The organism is Streptomyces sp. H27-H5 (assembly GCF_026627505.1).
Classification (GTDB): Bacteria; Actinomycetota; Actinomycetes; order Streptomycetales; family Streptomycetaceae; genus Streptomyces.
In genome coordinates, this window is the sequence record NZ_JAPNLK010000076.1 from 24,158 (window position 1) to 40,105 (window position 15,948).

Genomic DNA, 15,948 nt, shown 5'->3' on the forward strand with positions numbered 1-15,948 from the left:
ACAAAGTGGCGGCGGGGCCGTGGGATGGGTACAGGACGTCCAACGCAGGGAGGCAGTGGGCAATGCCGGATGAACAAATGGCCGGAGCCGGTTCCGCGCCGGCCGTACCCGGTGGTGTCACGGGCTCCCCACCGGTCCCGTCCGGTCCCCCCGCGACGCCCGCCCCGCCGCCCCGGCCGCTCGATTCGATCGACCGGTCGATCATGCGGCTCCTCCAGGCGGACGGCAGGGCGTCGATACGGTCGGTGGCCGAGCAGGTCCACGTGTCGCGGGCCAACGCGTACGCCCGGATCAACCGGCTGATCGACGACAGGGTCATCCGGGGCTTCACGGCGCGGGTCGACCACGAGCGGGCGGGCCAGGGGGCCTCCGCCTACATCACCTTGAAGATCGTCCAGAACTCCTGGCGGACCGTGCGCGAGCAGCTCCGCGAACTCCCGGGCGCGGCGCACATCGCCCTGGTCAGCGGAGATTTCGACGTCCTGTTGCTGGTCCACACGCCGGACAACCGCACCCTGCGGGAGCTGGTGCTCACCCGCCTCCAGTCCATCCCGGAGGTCCTGTCCACCCGCACGCTGCTGGTGTTCGAGGAGACGGACCTCCTCGACACGGGCACGCCCCCGCCACCCCCCACCCTCCCGGACGACCCGGAACCGACGTAAGGGCCCGGGGCCGGCCCGGCCGAGGCCCAGTACGCCGTCTGGGGGCTGCTCAGGGCCATGCGGGCCACGATGCGCCGGGACCTCGGGGCGATGGCCCCGGAAGCCTCCGAGTGACGGCCGGGGCCCTCGGGTGACGCGCCCCGGAGGGCGCCGCCCCGCAGCCCGGTCCCTCGGGCGGCGCCGGCACTCCCGCGCGCCCGCCTGGGCCGTCCGGGTGAGGCCCGGCCGCCGCGCGGCTCCCGCGCCGCCGCACGGCCCCGCCGGGGTCACTTCTGGGCGCGGAGGCCGTCCAGGGCCATGTGGACGACCGCGTCGGCGAGCTGGGCGTGGTCGGCGCCCGGGTAGGGGCGGTACCACTCGACCAGGGAGTTGACCATGCCGAAGAGCAGCCGGGTCGCGAGCCGGATGTCGACGTCCGCGCGCAGGTCGCCGTCGGCCGCCGCGGCCTTGAGGAGGTCGGCCACCGCGTGGTCGAACTCGCGGCGGCGCTCCAGTGCCCAGCGTTCGGTCCGGGTGTTGCCGCGCACCCGCAGCAGCAGGGTCACGTAGGGGAGTTCGGCGAGCAGCACCTCGACCGTCCGCCGGGTGACGTACTCGACGCGCTCGACCGCCTGGCCGCGTACCGCGCCCGGCTCCTCCAGGACCGCGAAGAGACCGTCCAGCGCCCGGCTGACGGCCCGGCGCAGGAGTTCCTCCTTGCCGGCGACGTGGTGGTAGATCGAGGACTTGGAGATCCCCGCGGCCTTGGAGAGGTGTTCCATCGAGGTGCCGTCGTAGCCGCGCTCGTTGAAGACCTGGACCGCGACGGAGAGCAGCGTCTCCGGTGTGTAGGTGTCCCGTCGGGGCGTCGTCACTCCGCGTCCCCCTCCGTCTCGGCCGTGCCCGTGCCGCCCGTTCCCGCGTCGCTCGCGTCCTCGTCGCCCGCCGCGTAGCCGAGCCGGTAGAGCGCGAGCGAGGGGGCGTAGCGGCCGCCGGGACAGCGTTCGTCGAGGTGGTGCAGGAGGTCGTACGCCCAGTCCCGGCCGAGCCGGTCGTGCCATTCGGCGGGGCCCATCGGGTAGTTGACGCCGAGTCGCATCGCGGTGTCGATGTCCTCGGCGGCGGCGACCCCGCGCGCGACGGCGTCGGCGGTGAGGTCGATCAGCATGGCGACGGTCCGGGCGACGATCATGCCGGGGACGTCGCCGATGACGGAGACCTTCTTGCCGAGCTTCTGGAACAGGCCGATCGCCTCGGCCAGGGTCTGTTCGGTGGTGTCCTCGCCGGCGGACAGGGCGATCCGGGTGGCGTCGCGGTAGTCGAGCGCGAGGTCGAAGTAGACGACGTCCGCGAACTCGATGGAGGTCTTGCCGTCCGCGAGCACCAGCTGCCCCTCGCCGGGGAGCTGGATGTACGGGCCCCCGTGCTCGGTGGCCGTGACCGCGATCCCCGCCTCCTCCAGGAGGTCCGTCAGGGCGGACGCCGGGCCGAGGTCCCCGACGACGGTGACCTTGTCGGGGGCCTCCTCGGGACCCGCGGTGTGCGGGACCGGCTCGGGGGCGGCCTCGCCGTACGGGAACCAGCCGTGGCCCGACTTGCGGCCGAGGCGACCCGACTGGACCAGCCGGCGCTGTGCGAGGGAGGGGGTGAACTTGGGGCTGCGGAAGAACGACTCCCAGACGGAGCGGGTGACGGCCTCGTTGACGTCCTGGCCGATGAGGTCGGTCAGCGCGAACGGGCCCATCTTGAAGCCGCCGCTCTCGCGGAGCACGGCGTCGATGGTGGCCGGGTCGGCGCCCTGCTCCTCGTACACCGCGAAGGCCTCGGCGTAGAAGGGGCGGGCGATCCGGTTCACGATGAAGCCGGGGGTGTCGGCGCAGCGGACCGGCGTCTTGCGCCAGCCCAGGACGGTGTCGTACGCGCGCTCGGCGGCGGCCGGGTCGGTCGCGAAGCCGCTGACCACCTCGACGAGCGGGAGCAGCGGGGCGGGGTTGAAGAAGTGCAGGCCGAGGAAGCGGCCGGGGTGCGCGAGCCCCGCGGCGATCTCCGTCACGGAGAGGGAGGAGGTGTTGGTGGCCAGCAGCGCGTCCGGCGAAACCACCTCTTCGAGCGCGGCGAAGAGCGCGCGCTTGACGGTGACGTCCTCGACGACGGCCTCGATGACGAGCCCGGCGTCCGCGAGTTCGGCGAGGTCACGGGCGCAGCCGATCCGGCCGATCGCGGCGTCGGCCTCGGCGCGGTCCAGGCGCCCCTTGGCGACCATGCGCTCGACGCGGTCTTGGACGAGGCCGAGGCCGTCACGCGCGAGGGATTCGTTGACGTCGTGGATCAGCACCGGGTGACCTGCGAGGAGGGCGACCTGGGCGATGCCCTGCCCCATGGTGCCGGCGCCGATGACCGCCACAGTGCGGGACCGCTCGATTGCTGTCATGACCCGATCCTCCCGCACCGACTTGTCCACAGGTCCGCCGGGCCCTCTTGTCCCGACCGATCGTTCGGTTACTCTAACTCCAGTCTGCTCTTCTTCACCCGCCCCTGCCTGATCCCAGTCCGCGAGACAGCCCGATCTTGCCCGGCTCAACGAGGAGTTGGTCCCTGATGGCCGCCGAGCCCACCGTCCCCCAGCTGACCGAGAAGCACCGTCCCACCCTGAACCAGGCGCTGTCGGCCATCCGCACCCGCGCCTACTGGTCCCCGCACCCCGAGCACCCCAAGGCCTACGGGGAGACCGCCCCGGCCGACGGGCTCGCGGCGTTCGAGGCGCTGCGCGGCACCCGTTTCGAACTCGACCAGCCCGGCACCGACGGCTGGACCGGCGGCGAGGTGTCCCCGTACGGCCCCGAGCTGGGCGTCGAGTACCCGCACGCCGACCCGGAGGTGCTGCTGCCCGCGATGCGCGCGGGCATGGCCGCCTGGCGGGACGCCGGGCCCGAGACCCGCGCCGTGGTCTGCATCGAGATCCTCGCCCGGATCTCGGCCCGCACGCACGAGTTCGCCCACGCGGTGATGCACACCAGCGGCCAGGCCTTCATGATGGCGTTCCAGGCGGGCGGCCCCCACGCGCAGGACCGCGGCCTGGAGGCCGTGGCCTACGCGTACGCGGAGCAGGTCCGCGTCCCGGGGCAGACCGACTGGGAGAAGCCGCAGGGCAAGAAGGACCCTCTCAAGCTCGGCAAGACCTTCACCGCCGTGCCGCGCGGCATCGCGCTGATGATCGGCTGCAACACCTTCCCCACCTGGAACGGCTACCCGGGCCTGTTCGCCTCCCTGGCCACCGGGAACGCGGTCCTGGTGAAGCCGCACCCCCGGGCGATCCTTCCGCTCGCGCTGACGGTGCGGGTGGCCCGCGAGGTCCTCGCCGAGGCCGGCTTCGACCCGAACCTGGTGGCGCTGGCGGTGGAGCGGCCGGGCGAGGGCATCGCCAAGACGCTCGCCGTGCGCCCCGAGATCAAGCTGATCGACTACACCGGTTCCACGGAGTTCGGCGACTGGCTGGAGGCCAACGCCCGCCAGGCGCAGGTGTACACGGAGAAGGCCGGCGTGAACACCGTCGTCCTCGACTCCACCGACGACTACAAGGGCATGCTGTCCAACCTGGCGTTCTCGCTGTCCCTCTACAGCGGCCAGATGTGCACCACCCCGCAGAACCTGCTGATCCCGCGCGAGGGCATCGCCACCGACGCCGGACACAAGACGTACGACGAGGTCGTGGCCGACCTCGCGGCCTCGGTCGGCGGCCTGCTGGGCGACGACGCCCGCGCCAACGCCCTGCTGGGCGCGCTGGTCAACCCGGACGTCAAGGCCCGGCTGGAGGCGGCGGCCGCCCTGGGCGAGGTCGCGCTGGCCTCGCGCGAGGTCGCCAACCCGGAGTTCCCGGACGCGGTGGTCCGCACGCCGGTGATGGTCAAGCTGGACGCGGCCAAGGCCGACCCGGAGGCCCCCTACCTCTCGGAGTGCTTCGGCCCGGTGTCCTTCGCGGTCGCGGTCGACTCCACGGCCGACGCGCTGGAGCTGCTGCGCCGCACGGTGCGGGAGAAGGGCGCGATGACCGTGGGCGCGTACACCACGTCGGCGGACACCGAGCGGGCCGTCGAGGAGGTCTGCCTGGAGGAGTCGGCGCAGTTGTCGCTGAACCTGACCGGCGGGGTCTTCGTCAACCAGACGGCGGCCTTCTCGGACTTCCACGGCTCCGGCGGCAACCCGGCCGCCAACGCGGCCCTGTGCGACGGCGCCTTCGTCGCGAACCGGTTCCGCGTGGTGGAGGTCCGCCGCCAGGCCTAGGCCCGGTCGGGATGGGCCTGGTCGGGGTGGGGCCCGCCCCAGTGGAAGAGGGTCATGGCCACGCTGGTGGCCAGGTTGTAGCTGGAGACCTGCGGCCGCATCGGCAGGGACACCAGGTGGTCGGCGCGGGCCCGCAGCTCGGGCGAGATCCCGTGGCGTTCCGAGCCGAAGGCGAGCAGGGCGTCGTCCGGAAGGGTGAGGGCACGGATGTCCTCGCCCTCCGGGTCGAGCGCGTACAGGGGCCCGGGCGGCAGGTCCTCCAGGTCGACCCGGTCGACGGTGGTCGCGTAGTGCAGACCGGCGCCGGCCCGGACCACGTTGGGGTGCCAGGGGTCGAGGTCGCCCCGCGTGACCACTCCGGTGGCGCCGAAGCCGGCGGCGAGCCGGACGACGGCGCCCACGTTGCCGAGGTTGCGCGGGTTGTCCAGGACCACGATCGGGGCGGCGCGGCCGGGCCTGCGCAGCGCCTCACGGCCCGCCTCCCGGTCCGGCCGCACGGCGAGCGCGGCCACTCCGGTGGGGTGCACCCGGGCCAGCAACCCCTTGAGTTCCGTCCCGCGCACCAGTCCGCGAACCCGTTCCTCCACGTCCGGGGCCAGTTCGGCGGCGAGCACCCCGACGGCCTCGGGATCGTCCGCGACGACGGCCTCGATCCGGGCGCCGAAGCGCAGCGCGTGCTTCAGCGCGTGGAACCCGTCGAGCAGGACGACGTCCTCCCGCCCCGCGGCCTCCCGCCACTCCCGCGCGACCTGTCCGGGCTCCCCGTGCTGCTCACTCATACCGCCGACCCTACGGGCCCCCGCCGGGCCCCCGGGACCGGCGTGCGCCTCCGTCAGCGCGCGACCTCGGCCGGGGCCGGGGCCGGAACGTCGAGCGGGCCCGGCGGCGGCCCTTCGACGGCCGGGTCGCGCCGGCGCAGGGCGCCGGCCCGGACGCCGAGCCAGACGAGGAACACCGTCGGCAGGAACACCGCGTCGGCCGCGATCATCGCCAGCGAGAAGAACGGCAGTCCGAGCAGCACCGCGATCCCGGCGTGCTCCAGCATCATCACCGCCAGCAGCACGTTCTTGATCCGCCGGTTGAACAGCGTGAACGGGAAGGCGACCTGTACCGCGACCGTCCCGTAGGTCAGCAGCATCACCATCGTCCCGCTGCCCGCCAGCATCCCGGACAGCCCCGGCCAGGGGGTGAAGTAGTCCAGGCCCAACGGGTAGTACAGCGCGGTGCCGTCCTGCCAGCGCGAGCCCTGGATCTTGTACCAGCCCGCCGTGGCGTAGATCAGGCAGACCTCCGCCATGATCACCAGCATGCCCGCGTTGTGCAGCAGGTTCGCCAGGACGTCAAGGACGGCCCGGCCCTCCCCCTCCGGCTCGAAGCGGTCGACGAGCCACCACAGCCCGAGCACCACCCACAGCGCCGCGAAGGCGGCGAGCCAGCCGGCGCCGAACCGCCCGGTCACCGCCCCGTACCCGAAGAGCAGTCCGAGCACGCTCCACAGCACGGGCCCCGCCGCGCCGGCCGAGGCCGAGCCGTGCAGCCGTGCCCGGCGGGCGTCGAGGGACCAGACCCGCGCGCACCGGGTGAGCACGAGGTACATCGCCATCAGGTGGACGACGTTGTCCCCGCCGTCCCCCATGAAGACGCTGCGGTTCTGGAGGGACAGCACGCCGATCATGAAGAGCACGGACGTCGCCCGCGTCCGCCAGCCCAGCATCAGCAGCACGCTCGCGAGCACGGACACGCCGTAGACGAGCTCGAACCACCAGGTCGCGTCGGTCCACATCAGCACCGTGAAGGCCCGGTTCGAGGCGATCAGCCGCTCGGCCATCCCCCAGCCCCAGGGACTGTCCGGCCCGTACAGCTCGTGGCGGTGGGGGAACTCCCGCAGCAGGAAGAACAGCCAGGTCGCGGAGAACCCGATGCGCACCACGGCGCTCTGGTACGGCCCCAGCGCCCGGCCGGTGACCTGCGCCAGTGCCCGCCCGGCGGCGGCGCGGGCCCGCACCCGCGCGCCCGGCGTCAGACCGTCCACCACGGCAGCTCCCGGTAGTAGGTCCGGGTGTCGCTCTGCTCGTCGCTCCACTTCGGCGCGGCCACGGCGGTCGTCGCCGAGCGCAGCTGGATCCGTACGATCCGGTCGCCCTCCCGTTCCCGGGGCTCCAGCCGGTCCATCGCGATGCGGCGCAGGTACTCCTCCGACAAGGCGCCGCGGTCGCCGTTCGGCTTGTTGTTCTCGTCGTGGGAACCGGTGAAGAAGTCCCAGGCCCGCCGCAGCTCGTTCTGCCGGGTGTGGCTCGGCAGCAGGCTGTGTCGGATCGCCGCGCCGTCCTCGGCGGAGAGGTCGCGCCAGCCGTCGGTGGTCAGCTCGCCGCCCGGGGTCCGTACCTGGGCCCGCACCTGGACCGCGATGTTCTGTTGGAGCGGGTTGGGGGCGAAGAGCTTCCAGTTCTGTTCGAACTCGGGGTAGACCCAGGCATCGATCGTGCTCGCGTGCCGCTTGCTGAGCGTGTTGGACGGGGCCACGTGCAGGAAGACGGCCACGAGGTGCCCGCAGGCGGCCACGGCGACGACCCCCAGCGCGAGGGCCACGACCACCCGGTACGGGGTGGACAGACCGGCGATCCCGGGCGCCCTGGGCGGCGGTGCGACGGCCGGTGGACCGGCCTCGGTGCCCACGGGCGCACCCGGCGTGACGGCCTCCGGAACGGGCTGTTCCGAAGGCTCGCGCTCGTTCGAATCCATCCCGCCCCGATCATCCGGATTCCACAGGGTTGCCCACAGAGGTTGACACCCTACGGGCCGCCGTCTCACCATTGAAGAGGACGAACCGAACGATCGGTCGGTCGGGTGACCGGCGGCCGGCCGACAAACTCTGACAGGGGGCCCGGAATGGTCACAGTGACCCCGGAGTCTGGGCATGACGAAGCCCTGGGGGCCGACCTCGGGGCCCAGCTGCTGGCTGCCTTCGACGCCGCCGTCGCGGCGGACGAGCGAGTGGAGCCGCGCGACTGGATGCCCGACGAGTACCGCGCCTCCCTGGTCCGCCAGATGGCCCAACACGCGCATTCCGAGATCATCGGGATGCAGCCCGAGGCCAACTGGATCACCCGCGCGCCCTCGCTCCGCCGCAAGGCGATCCTGATGGCCAAGGTCCAGGACGAGGCCGGCCACGGCCTGTACCTGTACAGCGCCGCGGAGACCCTCGGCACCAGCCGCGACGAACTGCTCGACAAGCTTCACTCGGGCAGGCAGAAGTACTCGTCGATCTTCAACTACCCCACCCTGACCTGGGCCGACGTCGGCGCGATCGGCTGGCTCGTGGACGGCGCGGCGATCACCAACCAGGTTCCGATCTGCCGCTGCTCCTACGGCCCGTACGCCCGCGCCATGGTCCGGATCTGCAAGGAGGAGTCCTTCCACCAGCGCCAGGGCTTCGAGCTGCTGATGGCGCTCTCGAAGGGCACCGAGGAGCAGCACGCGATGGCGCAGGACGCCGTCGACCGCTGGTGGTGGCCCTCCCTCATGATGTTCGGCCCGCCGGACGACGAGTCGGCGCACTCCGCGCAGTCCATGGCCTGGCGGATCAAGCGGCACTCCAATGACGAGCTGCGCCGGCGCTTCGTGGACATCGCCGTGCCGCAGGCCGAGGCGCTGGGCCTGACGCTGCCCGACCCGGACATCAAGTGGAACGAGGAGAGCGGACACCACGACTTCGGCGCCATCGACTGGGCCGAGTTCTGGGACGTCCTCAAGGGCAACGGCCCCTGTAACGAGGAACGCCTCACGCGCCGCCGCACGGCCCACGAGGAAGGCGCCTGGGTCCGCGACGCGGCCGCGGCGTACGCCGAGAAGCAAGCGAGCAAGGCAAGCACCGAAAGCGAGGCACGGGTATGACGCAGAACTGGCCCCTGTGGGAGGTGTTCGTGCGCTCGCGCCGAGGCCTCTCGCACACGCACGCCGGAAGCCTCCACGCACCGGACGCGGAGATGGCCCTGCGCAACGCCCGTGACCTGTACACGCGGCGCAACGAGGGCGTCTCGATCTGGGTGGTGCCCTCCACCGGGATCACCGCCTCGTCCCCAGACGAGCGGGACCCGTTCTTCGCCCCGTCCGCCGACAAGCCGTACCGGCACCCCACCTTCTACGAGATCCCCGAGGGGGTGCGTCACCTGTGACCGGCACCGACACCACCACCGCGACCGGCCCCGCCGCGCTCCGCGCCGCCACCCTCGCCCTCGGCGACGACGCGCTGATCCTGTCCCACCGCCTCGGCGAGTGGGCGGGTTACGCTCCCGTCCTGGAGGAGGAGGTCGCCCTCGCCAACATCGCCCTCGACCTGCTCGGACAGGCCCGCGTCCTGCTCTCCATGGCCGGGGACGAGGACGAGCTGGCGTTCCTGCGCGACGAGCGGTCCTTCCGCAACCTCCAGCTGGTCGAGCAGCCGAACGGCGACTTCGGCCACACCATCGCCCGCCAGCTCTACTTCTCCCTCTACCAGCACGAGCTGTACACGGTGCTGGCCGCGGGCGACGGCCCGTTCGCCCCACTGGCGGCCAAGGCCGTCAAGGAGACCGCGTACCACCGCGACCACGCCGAGCAGTGGACGCTGCGGCTCGGTGACGGCACCGAGGAGAGCCGCACCCGGATGCTGACCGCGCTGACCGCGCTGTGGCGGTACACCGGGGAGATGTTCCGGCCGATCGACGGGCTCGACGGCGTGGACTGGCAGGCCCTGGAGCAGCGCTGGCTGGCCGCCGTGGGCGACGTCCTGGAGCGGGCCGGGCTCGCCCTGCCCGAGGGCCGGCGCACGGGCGCCTGGGCCGCCGGCGCCGGCCGCGAGGGGCTGCACACCGAGTCGTTCGGGCGGATGCTCGCGGAGATGCAGCACCTGCACCGCAGCCACCCGGGAGCGTCGTGGTGAGCACCGGCACGGAGATGACCCGGCTGGAGGCCGAGCTGGCCGACCTGGCCGGGTCGGTCCCCGACCCGGAGCTGCCCGTGCTCAGCCTCGCCGAACTCGGCGTCATGCGCGGGGTCCGAATGCACGACGACGGGCACGTCGAGGTCACCCTCACCCCGACCTACACCGGCTGCCCGGCCATCGAGGCCATGTCCGACGACATCCGGCGGGTGCTGACCGACCACGGCATACCGGAGGTCCGGGTCCGGACGGTCCTGGCCCCCGCCTGGTCGACCGACGACATCAGCGCCGAAGGCCGCCGCAAGCTGGCCGAGTTCGGCATCGCCCCGCCCCGCCCCCACTCCGCCGGCGGACCGGTCCCGCTCACCCTGTCGGTCCGCTGCCCCCACTGCGGATCGACCGACACCGAGCTGCTCAGCCGGTTCTCCTCCACCGCGTGCAAGGCGCTGCGCCGCTGCGTCGCCTGCCGTGAACCGTTCGACCACTTCAAGGAGCTCTAGATGGCCGTGTCCCCGCCGTCGCCCACCCCGGTGTCCGCGCGCCCCGCACGACACGGCGCGTTCCACTCCTTGACGGTGGCGGCGGTCGACCGGCTCACCGACGACTCGGTGGCCCTGACGCTGAGCGTGCCGCAGGAGTTGCGCGCCGAGTACCTCCACGCGCCCGGCCAGCACCTCACCCTGCGCCGGCGCGGCCCCGAGGGGACGGAGGTCCGCCGGACCTACTCGATCTGCTCGCCCGCGCCCGACGCCGCGGGTCCCGCGCTGCTGCGGGTCGGGGTGCGGCTGGTGGAGGGCGGGGAGTTCTCCACGTTCGCGCACAAGGAGATCGCCGCCGGCGACGTGCTCGACGTGATGGTCCCCGCCGGACGGTTCGTGCTGGACCCGGCGGCCGCGCCGGCCGCCGCGCACTACGCGTCGATCGTCGGTGGCAGCGGCATCACCCCGGTGCTGTCGATCGCCGCCTCGCTGCTGTCGGCCCGGGCCGACGCCCGCTTCTGCCTGGTGCGCAGCGACCGTACGGCCGCCTCGACGATGTTCCTGGAGGAGGTCGCGGACCTCAAGGACCGCTACCCGGACCGCTTCCAGCTGGTGACCGTCCTGTCCCGGGAGGAGCAGGAGGCGGGGCTGCCGTCCGGGCGGCTGGACGAGGAGCGCCTGACGGCGCTGCTGCCCGCGCTGCTGCCGGTGGCCGAGGTGACCGGCTGGTTCCTGTGCGGCCCCTACGGCCTGGTGCAGGGCGCGGAACGCGCCCTGGGCGCCCTGGGCGTCGGCCGGGCCCGGGTGCACGAGGAGATCTTCCACGTCGAGGACACCGCCCCGGCCGCCCCGGTCCGCGCCGCGGCCGCCACTCGCGGCCGCGTGACGGCGCGGCTCGATGGCCGCTCGGGCACCTGGCCGGTCGAGGACGGCGAATCCCTGCTGGACGCGGTGCTGCGCAACCGCGCGGACGCCCCGTACGCCTGCAAGGGCGGGGTGTGCGGGACCTGCCGGGCGTTCCTCGTGTCGGGCGAGGTCCGGATGGACCGCAACTTCGCGCTGGAGACGGAGGAGACCGACGCCGGCTTCGTACTGGCCTGCCAGTCGCACGCGGTGACGGAGGAAGTGGAGATCGACTTCGACCGCTGACCCGACCGGACCGCCTGTCCCGGGGCCGCGCCTTCTCAGGGCTGTGCATTTTGAGGAACGTGTTCTATCTTGACGCTCCGTCAGACCTGAACGGGATCCGGTGCACTCGGGAGGACAGGCAGTGGACTTCACCTTCACCGAGGAACAGCAGGCGGCCGTCGAGGCGGCGAGGGCCGTGTTCGCGGACGTCGCCCCCGACGGCGTGCCCAGTCCCGCGCTCTCGCCCGGGGCCGTGGCCGACGACTTCGACCGCCCCCTGTGGGCCAGGCTCGCCGGATCCGACCTGCTGAGCCTGGTCCTCGCCGAGGAACACGGCGGGGCGGGGCTCGACGCCATCGCCCTGTGCCTGGTGCTCCGCGAGGCGGCGAAGGTGCTGGCCCGGGTACCGCTGCTGGAGCACTGCGCCACCGCGATGGCCGTCCAGGCCCACGGCAGCCCCGAGCTGGCGTCCGCCCTGCTGCCCGGCGCCGGTCGGGGCGAGATCGTCCTCACCGCCGCCGCGCACGGACGCACCGGCCACGATCCCGCCGAACTCGCCGTCTCCGCACGGCGGGACGGCGCTCACTGGGTCCTGGACGGGGTGCAGACCTCCGTCGCCTGGGCACACAACGCCGACTGGATCGCCGTCCCGGCCCACGCCGGGGAGGGCGAGGCCGTCCTCGCACTGGTGCCGCGCACCGGTGAGGGAGTGACCCTCGCGGACCAGTACTCGACGAGCGGGGAGCGGCTCGCCGAGCTCTCCCTGGACGGCGTACGGGTGCCCGCCACGCACCTCGTCGAGGCGCCCGACGCCTGGGACGGGCTCCGCCGGCTGCTGACCACCGGCACGTGCGCGCTCGCGCTCGGGCTGGGGGAGGCCGTGCTCACGATGACCAGCCAGTACACCGGCAAACGCGAGCAGTTCGGCTTCCCCGTGGCCACCTTCCAGGCCGTGGCCGTCCAGGCGGCCGACCGCTACATCGACCTGCGGGCCATGGAGGTGACCCTCTGGCAGGCCGCCTGGCGGCTCGAATCGGCGACGGCCGGCGCGGGCGGGCCGCTGCCGATCGCCGGCGACGTCGCGGTGGCCAAGATCTGGGCCTCGGAGGGCGTACGCCGGGTCGTGCAGACCGCCCAACACCTGCACGGAGGCTTCGGCGCCGACACCGACTACCCGCTGCACCGCTACCACGCCTGGGCCAAGCAACTGGAGCTCCAGCTGGGCCCGGCCGCGGCGCACGAGGAGGCCTTGGGCGACCTGCTGGCCGCCCACCCCCTCGCCTGAGCGAACTCCTGCGGGGGCAACCCCCGAAGAGGGTGAACCCCCGCGGAGCGGGCTACAGCACGAAGGCCGGGTTCCCGTTGTCCGTCACCATCGGGCGCCCGGCACCGTCCCAGGCCTGCATGCCGCCGTCGATGTTCACGGCGTCGATGCCCTGGCGCACCAGGTACTGGGTGACCTGCGCGGAGCGCCCGCCGACCCGGCACATCACGTGCACCCGGCCGCCGTCCTCGATGGCCTCGGTCAGCTCGCCGAAGCGGGCGACGAAGTCGCTCATCGGGATGTGCAACGCGCCCTCGACATGTCCGGCCGCCCATTCGTCGTCCTCACGGACGTCCAGGACAAAGCCTTCGGAGGGCACCGCGGCGGCGTCCACCGAGGGAAGCGGTCCGAAGTTCATAGCTGTCGCCTTCTCTCGTCACGAATCCGGCTGCCAACCTATCCGACCGCCCACCGCCGCCCCAGCCACCCGAAGCGGCCCCACCTGCGCGCGAGGCATCTCCCGGCACACCGCGACGCCGCACCGGCACTCCGCGACGCCGCGCCGAACCGGCCCGCGAGCGCCGGCCGGTCCGGCCGGCTCCGCGCTACCCGGCCAGTTCGGCGAGCTCCGACTCCCGCTCGGACACCCGCTCCAGCAGCTGCTCGGCGATCTCCTCCAGCAGCCGGTCCGGATCCTCCGGCGCCATCCGCAGCATCGACCCGATCGCGCTGTCCTCCAGCTCCCGCGCCACGGCCGCCAGCAGCTCCTTGCGCGCCGCCAGCCACTCCAGCCGGGCGTACAGCTCCTCGCTCTCGCTCGGCCGGGCGGCCTCCGGCACGGGGCCGGCCGCCCACTCCTCGGCCAGCTCGCGCAGCGCCTGTTCCTCGCCCCGCCCGTAGGCCGCGTTGACCCGCACGATGAACGCGTCGCGTCGCTCGCGCTCGGTCTCGTCCTGCGCGAGGTCGGGGTGTGCCTTGCGGACCAGCTCGCGGTAGAGCTTGCGCACCTCCTCCGACGGTCGCACCCGCTCCGGCGGCCGCACGGACCGCTCGGTGAGCATGGCGGACGCGTCGTCGGACATCCCGTCCGAGTCCAGCCAGTCGTTGAACAGCTCGTCGACACCGGGCATCGGCATCACCAGCGCGCGTGCCTCGTGTGCCCGCCGCAGATCCTCGGGGTCGCCGCTGCGCGCCGCCTTGGCCTCCGCGATCAACGCGTCCAGCTCGTCGAGGCGCGAGTACATCGGTCCGAGCTTCTGGTGGTGCAGGCGGGAGAAGTTCTCGACCTCCACCCGGAAGGTCTCCACCGCGATCTCGAACTCGATGAGCGCCTGCTCGGCCGCCCGCACCGCCCGGTCCAACCGCGCCTCGGGCCGCTCCTCACCGGCCCCGGCGGCGTCACCGGCTCCTGCGGCGTCCCCGACACCACCGGCGTCACCGGCAGCGTCGGAGCCACCGGCGTGACCGGACGCACCGGCCCCACCCGCGCCGACACCGGCGCCGGTGGACTCGACGGGCTCTTCGGGAACTGTCTGGTCGCTCTGCTCGGTCTGCTCGCTCACCCGGCCACCCTAAGGCCGGTCCGGCCGGGCCGATGTTTCACGTGAAACACTCAGACCCCGGCCTCGGCCGCGATCCGTCCCCTGCGCACGGCCGTCACCAGGACCTCGTGATCGGCCTCGCTGCGGTCCGCGTAGGCCACCGCGAAGTCGGCCATCGCCTCGTCCAGCTCCTCGTTCTTGCCGCAGTACCCGGCCAGCAGTCGGGGATCGACGCTGTGCGCGTGCGCCCGGGCCAGCAGGGCCCCGGTCATCCGGCCGTAGTCGTCGATCTGGTCCACGGCCAGCGCCGCCGGGTCCACGCTGCCCTTGCGGTTGCGGAACTGGCGCACCTGGAACGGCCGCCCCTCCACCGTGGTCCAGCCCAGCAGGATGTCCGAGACCACCTGCATCCGCTTCTGACCGGCCACCACCCGCCGCCCGTCGTGCTCCTCCGGCGCCGCGTGGAAGCCCAGCGCGGGCAGGTGGGGAAGCAGTACCGAGGGCCGGGCCTCCTTCACCTGGAGCACCAGCGGCTCTCCCCGGTGGTCCAGCAGCAGCACCACGTAGGAGCGCGTCCCGACGCTCCCGGTCCCGACCACGCGGAAGGCCACGTCGTGGATCGCGTACCGGGCCAGCAGCGGCAGCCGGTCCCCCTGAAGGGTGTGCAGGTACGGGCCGAGCGATGCCGCCACGGCCGCCGCCTCGGCGTCGCCGACCCGGCGCAGCACGGGCAGCGCGTCCACGAAGCGGCGCCGTCCGTCGGTCCCGACCTGCGTCGACCGGGCGGCGAACCGGGCCGAGGTGTTGTTCCGGGCCTTCTCCGAGACCCGCTCCAACGTGCCGAGCAGATCGCGGGCGTCGGCGTGCGAGACCAGTTCCTCGTCGGCGATGGCGTTCCAGGCGTCCAGTGCCGGCAGCTTGGCCAGCAGCCGCAGGGTCCGGCGGTACGCGCCCACCGCGTCCAGGGCCGCGGCACGGCAGGTGTCCTCGTCGGCCCCGGCCACCCGGCCCGCCAGCACCAGCGAGGTCGCGAGCCGCTTGACGTCCCACTCCCAGGGACCGAACTCGGTCTCGTCGAAGTCGTTCAGGTCGATGACCAGTCGCCCGCGCGCGTCCCCGTAGAGGCCGAAGTTCGCCGCGTGCGCGTCACCGCAGATCTGCGCGCCGACGCCGGTCACCGGACCGCCGGACAGGTCGTGTGCCATCAGCCCGGCCGACCCGCGCAGGAACGCGAAGGGGTTGGCGGCCATCCGCCCCACCCGTATCGGCGTCAGCTCGGCGACCCGGCCCACATTGGACTCCTCGACGGCCCGCACGGCGTCGGGCCGGTCGGTCGGGGGCTCGAACCGCGCGTGCGCCGCACGCGGCACCCGCTGCCGCAGCGCCTTGCCGGCCTCCTTGGGGGAGCCCCCCTCGACGCGGGGGGCGAACCCCTCCACCACCGGGATCCGCCCGCCGTCCGTCACGTCAGTCGCTCTCTCGCGCTGCCCCGGTACCGCCGCCATGCCTGCCGCCCCCACCCGTCACGTCGTTCTCGGCCACATCGTCGATGCGGGCCCGACCGTATCTAGTGCAGCGCGTTGCAGGTCCTTTTCCGGTTGGGCGGGTTGGGTGCGGTCACGCCTCGTGGTCGGCGAGGTGGACGATGGCGGCGGTGTCGAAGGCGTCGTTGGGGTGGCCGATGTCGGTGCCG

The 15,948-nt window shown here is 73.1% G+C and carries 17 protein-coding genes; 9 read left to right on the top strand and 8 right to left on the bottom strand.

The window, feature by feature from the left end:
- Positions 1–62: 62 nt before the first annotated feature.
- Positions 63–662, top strand: a complete 600-nt coding sequence (locus OTB19_RS30545) for an Lrp/AsnC family transcriptional regulator (RefSeq protein WP_267801870.1) — start codon at positions 63–65, stop codon at positions 660–662.
- A gap of 266 nt (positions 663–928) precedes the next feature.
- Here the strand turns inward: OTB19_RS30545 and OTB19_RS30550 are convergent, their stop codons facing one another.
- Both OTB19_RS30550 and OTB19_RS30555 read right to left on the bottom strand, forming a co-directional pair.
- The gene (locus OTB19_RS30550) at positions 929–1,516 is read right to left on the bottom strand and encodes a TetR/AcrR family transcriptional regulator (RefSeq protein ID WP_267801871.1); all 588 of its coding nucleotides are present in this window, start codon (positions 1,514–1,516) and stop codon (positions 929–931) included.
- Positions 1,513–3,072, bottom strand: a complete 1,560-nt coding sequence (locus tag OTB19_RS30555) for a 3-hydroxyacyl-CoA dehydrogenase (protein WP_267801872.1) — start codon at positions 3,070–3,072, stop codon at positions 1,513–1,515. Before OTB19_RS30555 ends, OTB19_RS30550 begins: the two co-directional genes overlap by 4 nt.
- A 167-nt stretch (positions 3,073–3,239) precedes the next feature.
- On the opposite strand from OTB19_RS30555, the gene paaN reads away from it, so the two are divergent.
- Positions 3,240–4,922 (top strand): phenylacetic acid degradation protein PaaN, encoded by a 1,683-nt coding sequence (gene paaN / locus OTB19_RS30560; protein WP_267801874.1) that lies wholly within the window; start codon positions 3,240–3,242, stop codon positions 4,920–4,922.
- Here paaN and OTB19_RS30565 read toward each other — a convergent pair.
- Genes OTB19_RS30565 through OTB19_RS30575 form a run of 3 tightly spaced genes read right to left on the bottom strand, consistent with a single transcriptional unit; the run spans position 4,919 to position 7,664 of the window.
- Positions 4,919–5,701: a TrmH family RNA methyltransferase gene (locus OTB19_RS30565; protein WP_267801875.1), complete on the bottom strand. Its 783-nt coding sequence runs from the start codon at positions 5,699–5,701 to the stop codon at positions 4,919–4,921. The two genes, paaN and OTB19_RS30565, sit on opposite strands and share 4 nt — an antisense overlap.
- Positions 5,702–5,754: 53 nt before the next feature.
- Positions 5,755–6,954, bottom strand: a complete 1,200-nt coding sequence (locus tag OTB19_RS30570; RefSeq protein ID WP_420716948.1) for an HTTM domain-containing protein — start codon at positions 6,952–6,954, stop codon at positions 5,755–5,757.
- Positions 6,942–7,664: a DUF5819 family protein gene (locus tag OTB19_RS30575; RefSeq protein ID WP_420716949.1), complete on the bottom strand. Its 723-nt coding sequence runs from the start codon at positions 7,662–7,664 to the stop codon at positions 6,942–6,944. Before OTB19_RS30575 ends, OTB19_RS30570 begins: the two co-directional genes overlap by 13 nt.
- A gap of 147 nt (positions 7,665–7,811) precedes the next feature.
- Between OTB19_RS30575 and paaA the strand changes: the two genes are divergently transcribed.
- From paaA to OTB19_RS30605, 6 genes are all read left to right on the top strand, one after another.
- Complete coding sequence (paaA, locus tag OTB19_RS30580; RefSeq protein WP_385640302.1) at positions 7,812–8,816, top strand: 1,2-phenylacetyl-CoA epoxidase subunit PaaA; 1,005 nt, start codon at positions 7,812–7,814, stop codon at positions 8,814–8,816.
- Positions 8,813–9,097, top strand: coding sequence for a 1,2-phenylacetyl-CoA epoxidase subunit PaaB (paaB, locus tag OTB19_RS30585; RefSeq protein WP_053675581.1), 285 nt, complete (start codon positions 8,813–8,815; stop codon positions 9,095–9,097). Before paaA ends, paaB begins: the two co-directional genes overlap by 4 nt.
- On the top strand, positions 9,094–9,843 hold the full coding sequence (gene paaC / locus OTB19_RS30590) for a 1,2-phenylacetyl-CoA epoxidase subunit PaaC (protein ID WP_267801877.1): 750 nt from the start codon (positions 9,094–9,096) through the stop codon (positions 9,841–9,843). Before paaB ends, paaC begins: the two co-directional genes overlap by 4 nt.
- A gap of 14 nt (positions 9,844–9,857) precedes the next feature.
- A complete protein-coding gene (gene paaD, locus OTB19_RS30595) occupies positions 9,858–10,343 on the top strand; it encodes a 1,2-phenylacetyl-CoA epoxidase subunit PaaD (RefSeq protein ID WP_267801890.1) in 486 nt (161 codons plus the stop codon).
- Positions 10,344–11,471: a 2Fe-2S iron-sulfur cluster-binding protein gene (locus OTB19_RS30600; RefSeq protein WP_267801878.1), complete on the top strand. Its 1,128-nt coding sequence runs from the start codon at positions 10,344–10,346 to the stop codon at positions 11,469–11,471.
- A gap of 121 nt (positions 11,472–11,592) precedes the next feature.
- A complete protein-coding gene (locus OTB19_RS30605; RefSeq protein WP_267801879.1) occupies positions 11,593–12,735 on the top strand; it encodes an acyl-CoA dehydrogenase family protein in 1,143 nt (380 codons plus the stop codon).
- Positions 12,736–12,787: 52 nt separating this feature from the next.
- Here the strand turns inward: OTB19_RS30605 and OTB19_RS30610 are convergent, their stop codons facing one another.
- From OTB19_RS30610 to OTB19_RS30620, 3 genes are all read right to left on the bottom strand, one after another.
- Positions 12,788–13,132 carry a rhodanese-like domain-containing protein gene (locus tag OTB19_RS30610; protein WP_267801881.1) on the bottom strand — a complete coding sequence of 115 codons (345 nt, stop codon included), beginning with the start codon at positions 13,130–13,132 and terminating at the stop codon, positions 12,788–12,790.
- Positions 13,133–13,319: 187 nt separating this feature from the next.
- A complete protein-coding gene (locus tag OTB19_RS30615; RefSeq protein ID WP_420716950.1) occupies positions 13,320–14,276 on the bottom strand; it encodes a hypothetical protein in 957 nt (318 codons plus the stop codon).
- A gap of 50 nt (positions 14,277–14,326) precedes the next feature.
- Entirely contained in the window at positions 14,327–15,760 is a 1,434-nt protein-coding gene (locus OTB19_RS30620) for a DUF2252 domain-containing protein (RefSeq protein WP_267801882.1), read from the bottom strand.
- Here OTB19_RS30620 and OTB19_RS30625 point away from each other — a divergent pair.
- On the top strand, positions 15,759–15,948 hold a 190-nt coding region (locus OTB19_RS30625), incomplete at its 3' end, for a hypothetical protein (protein ID WP_267801884.1). The genes OTB19_RS30620 and OTB19_RS30625 overlap by 2 nt on opposite strands.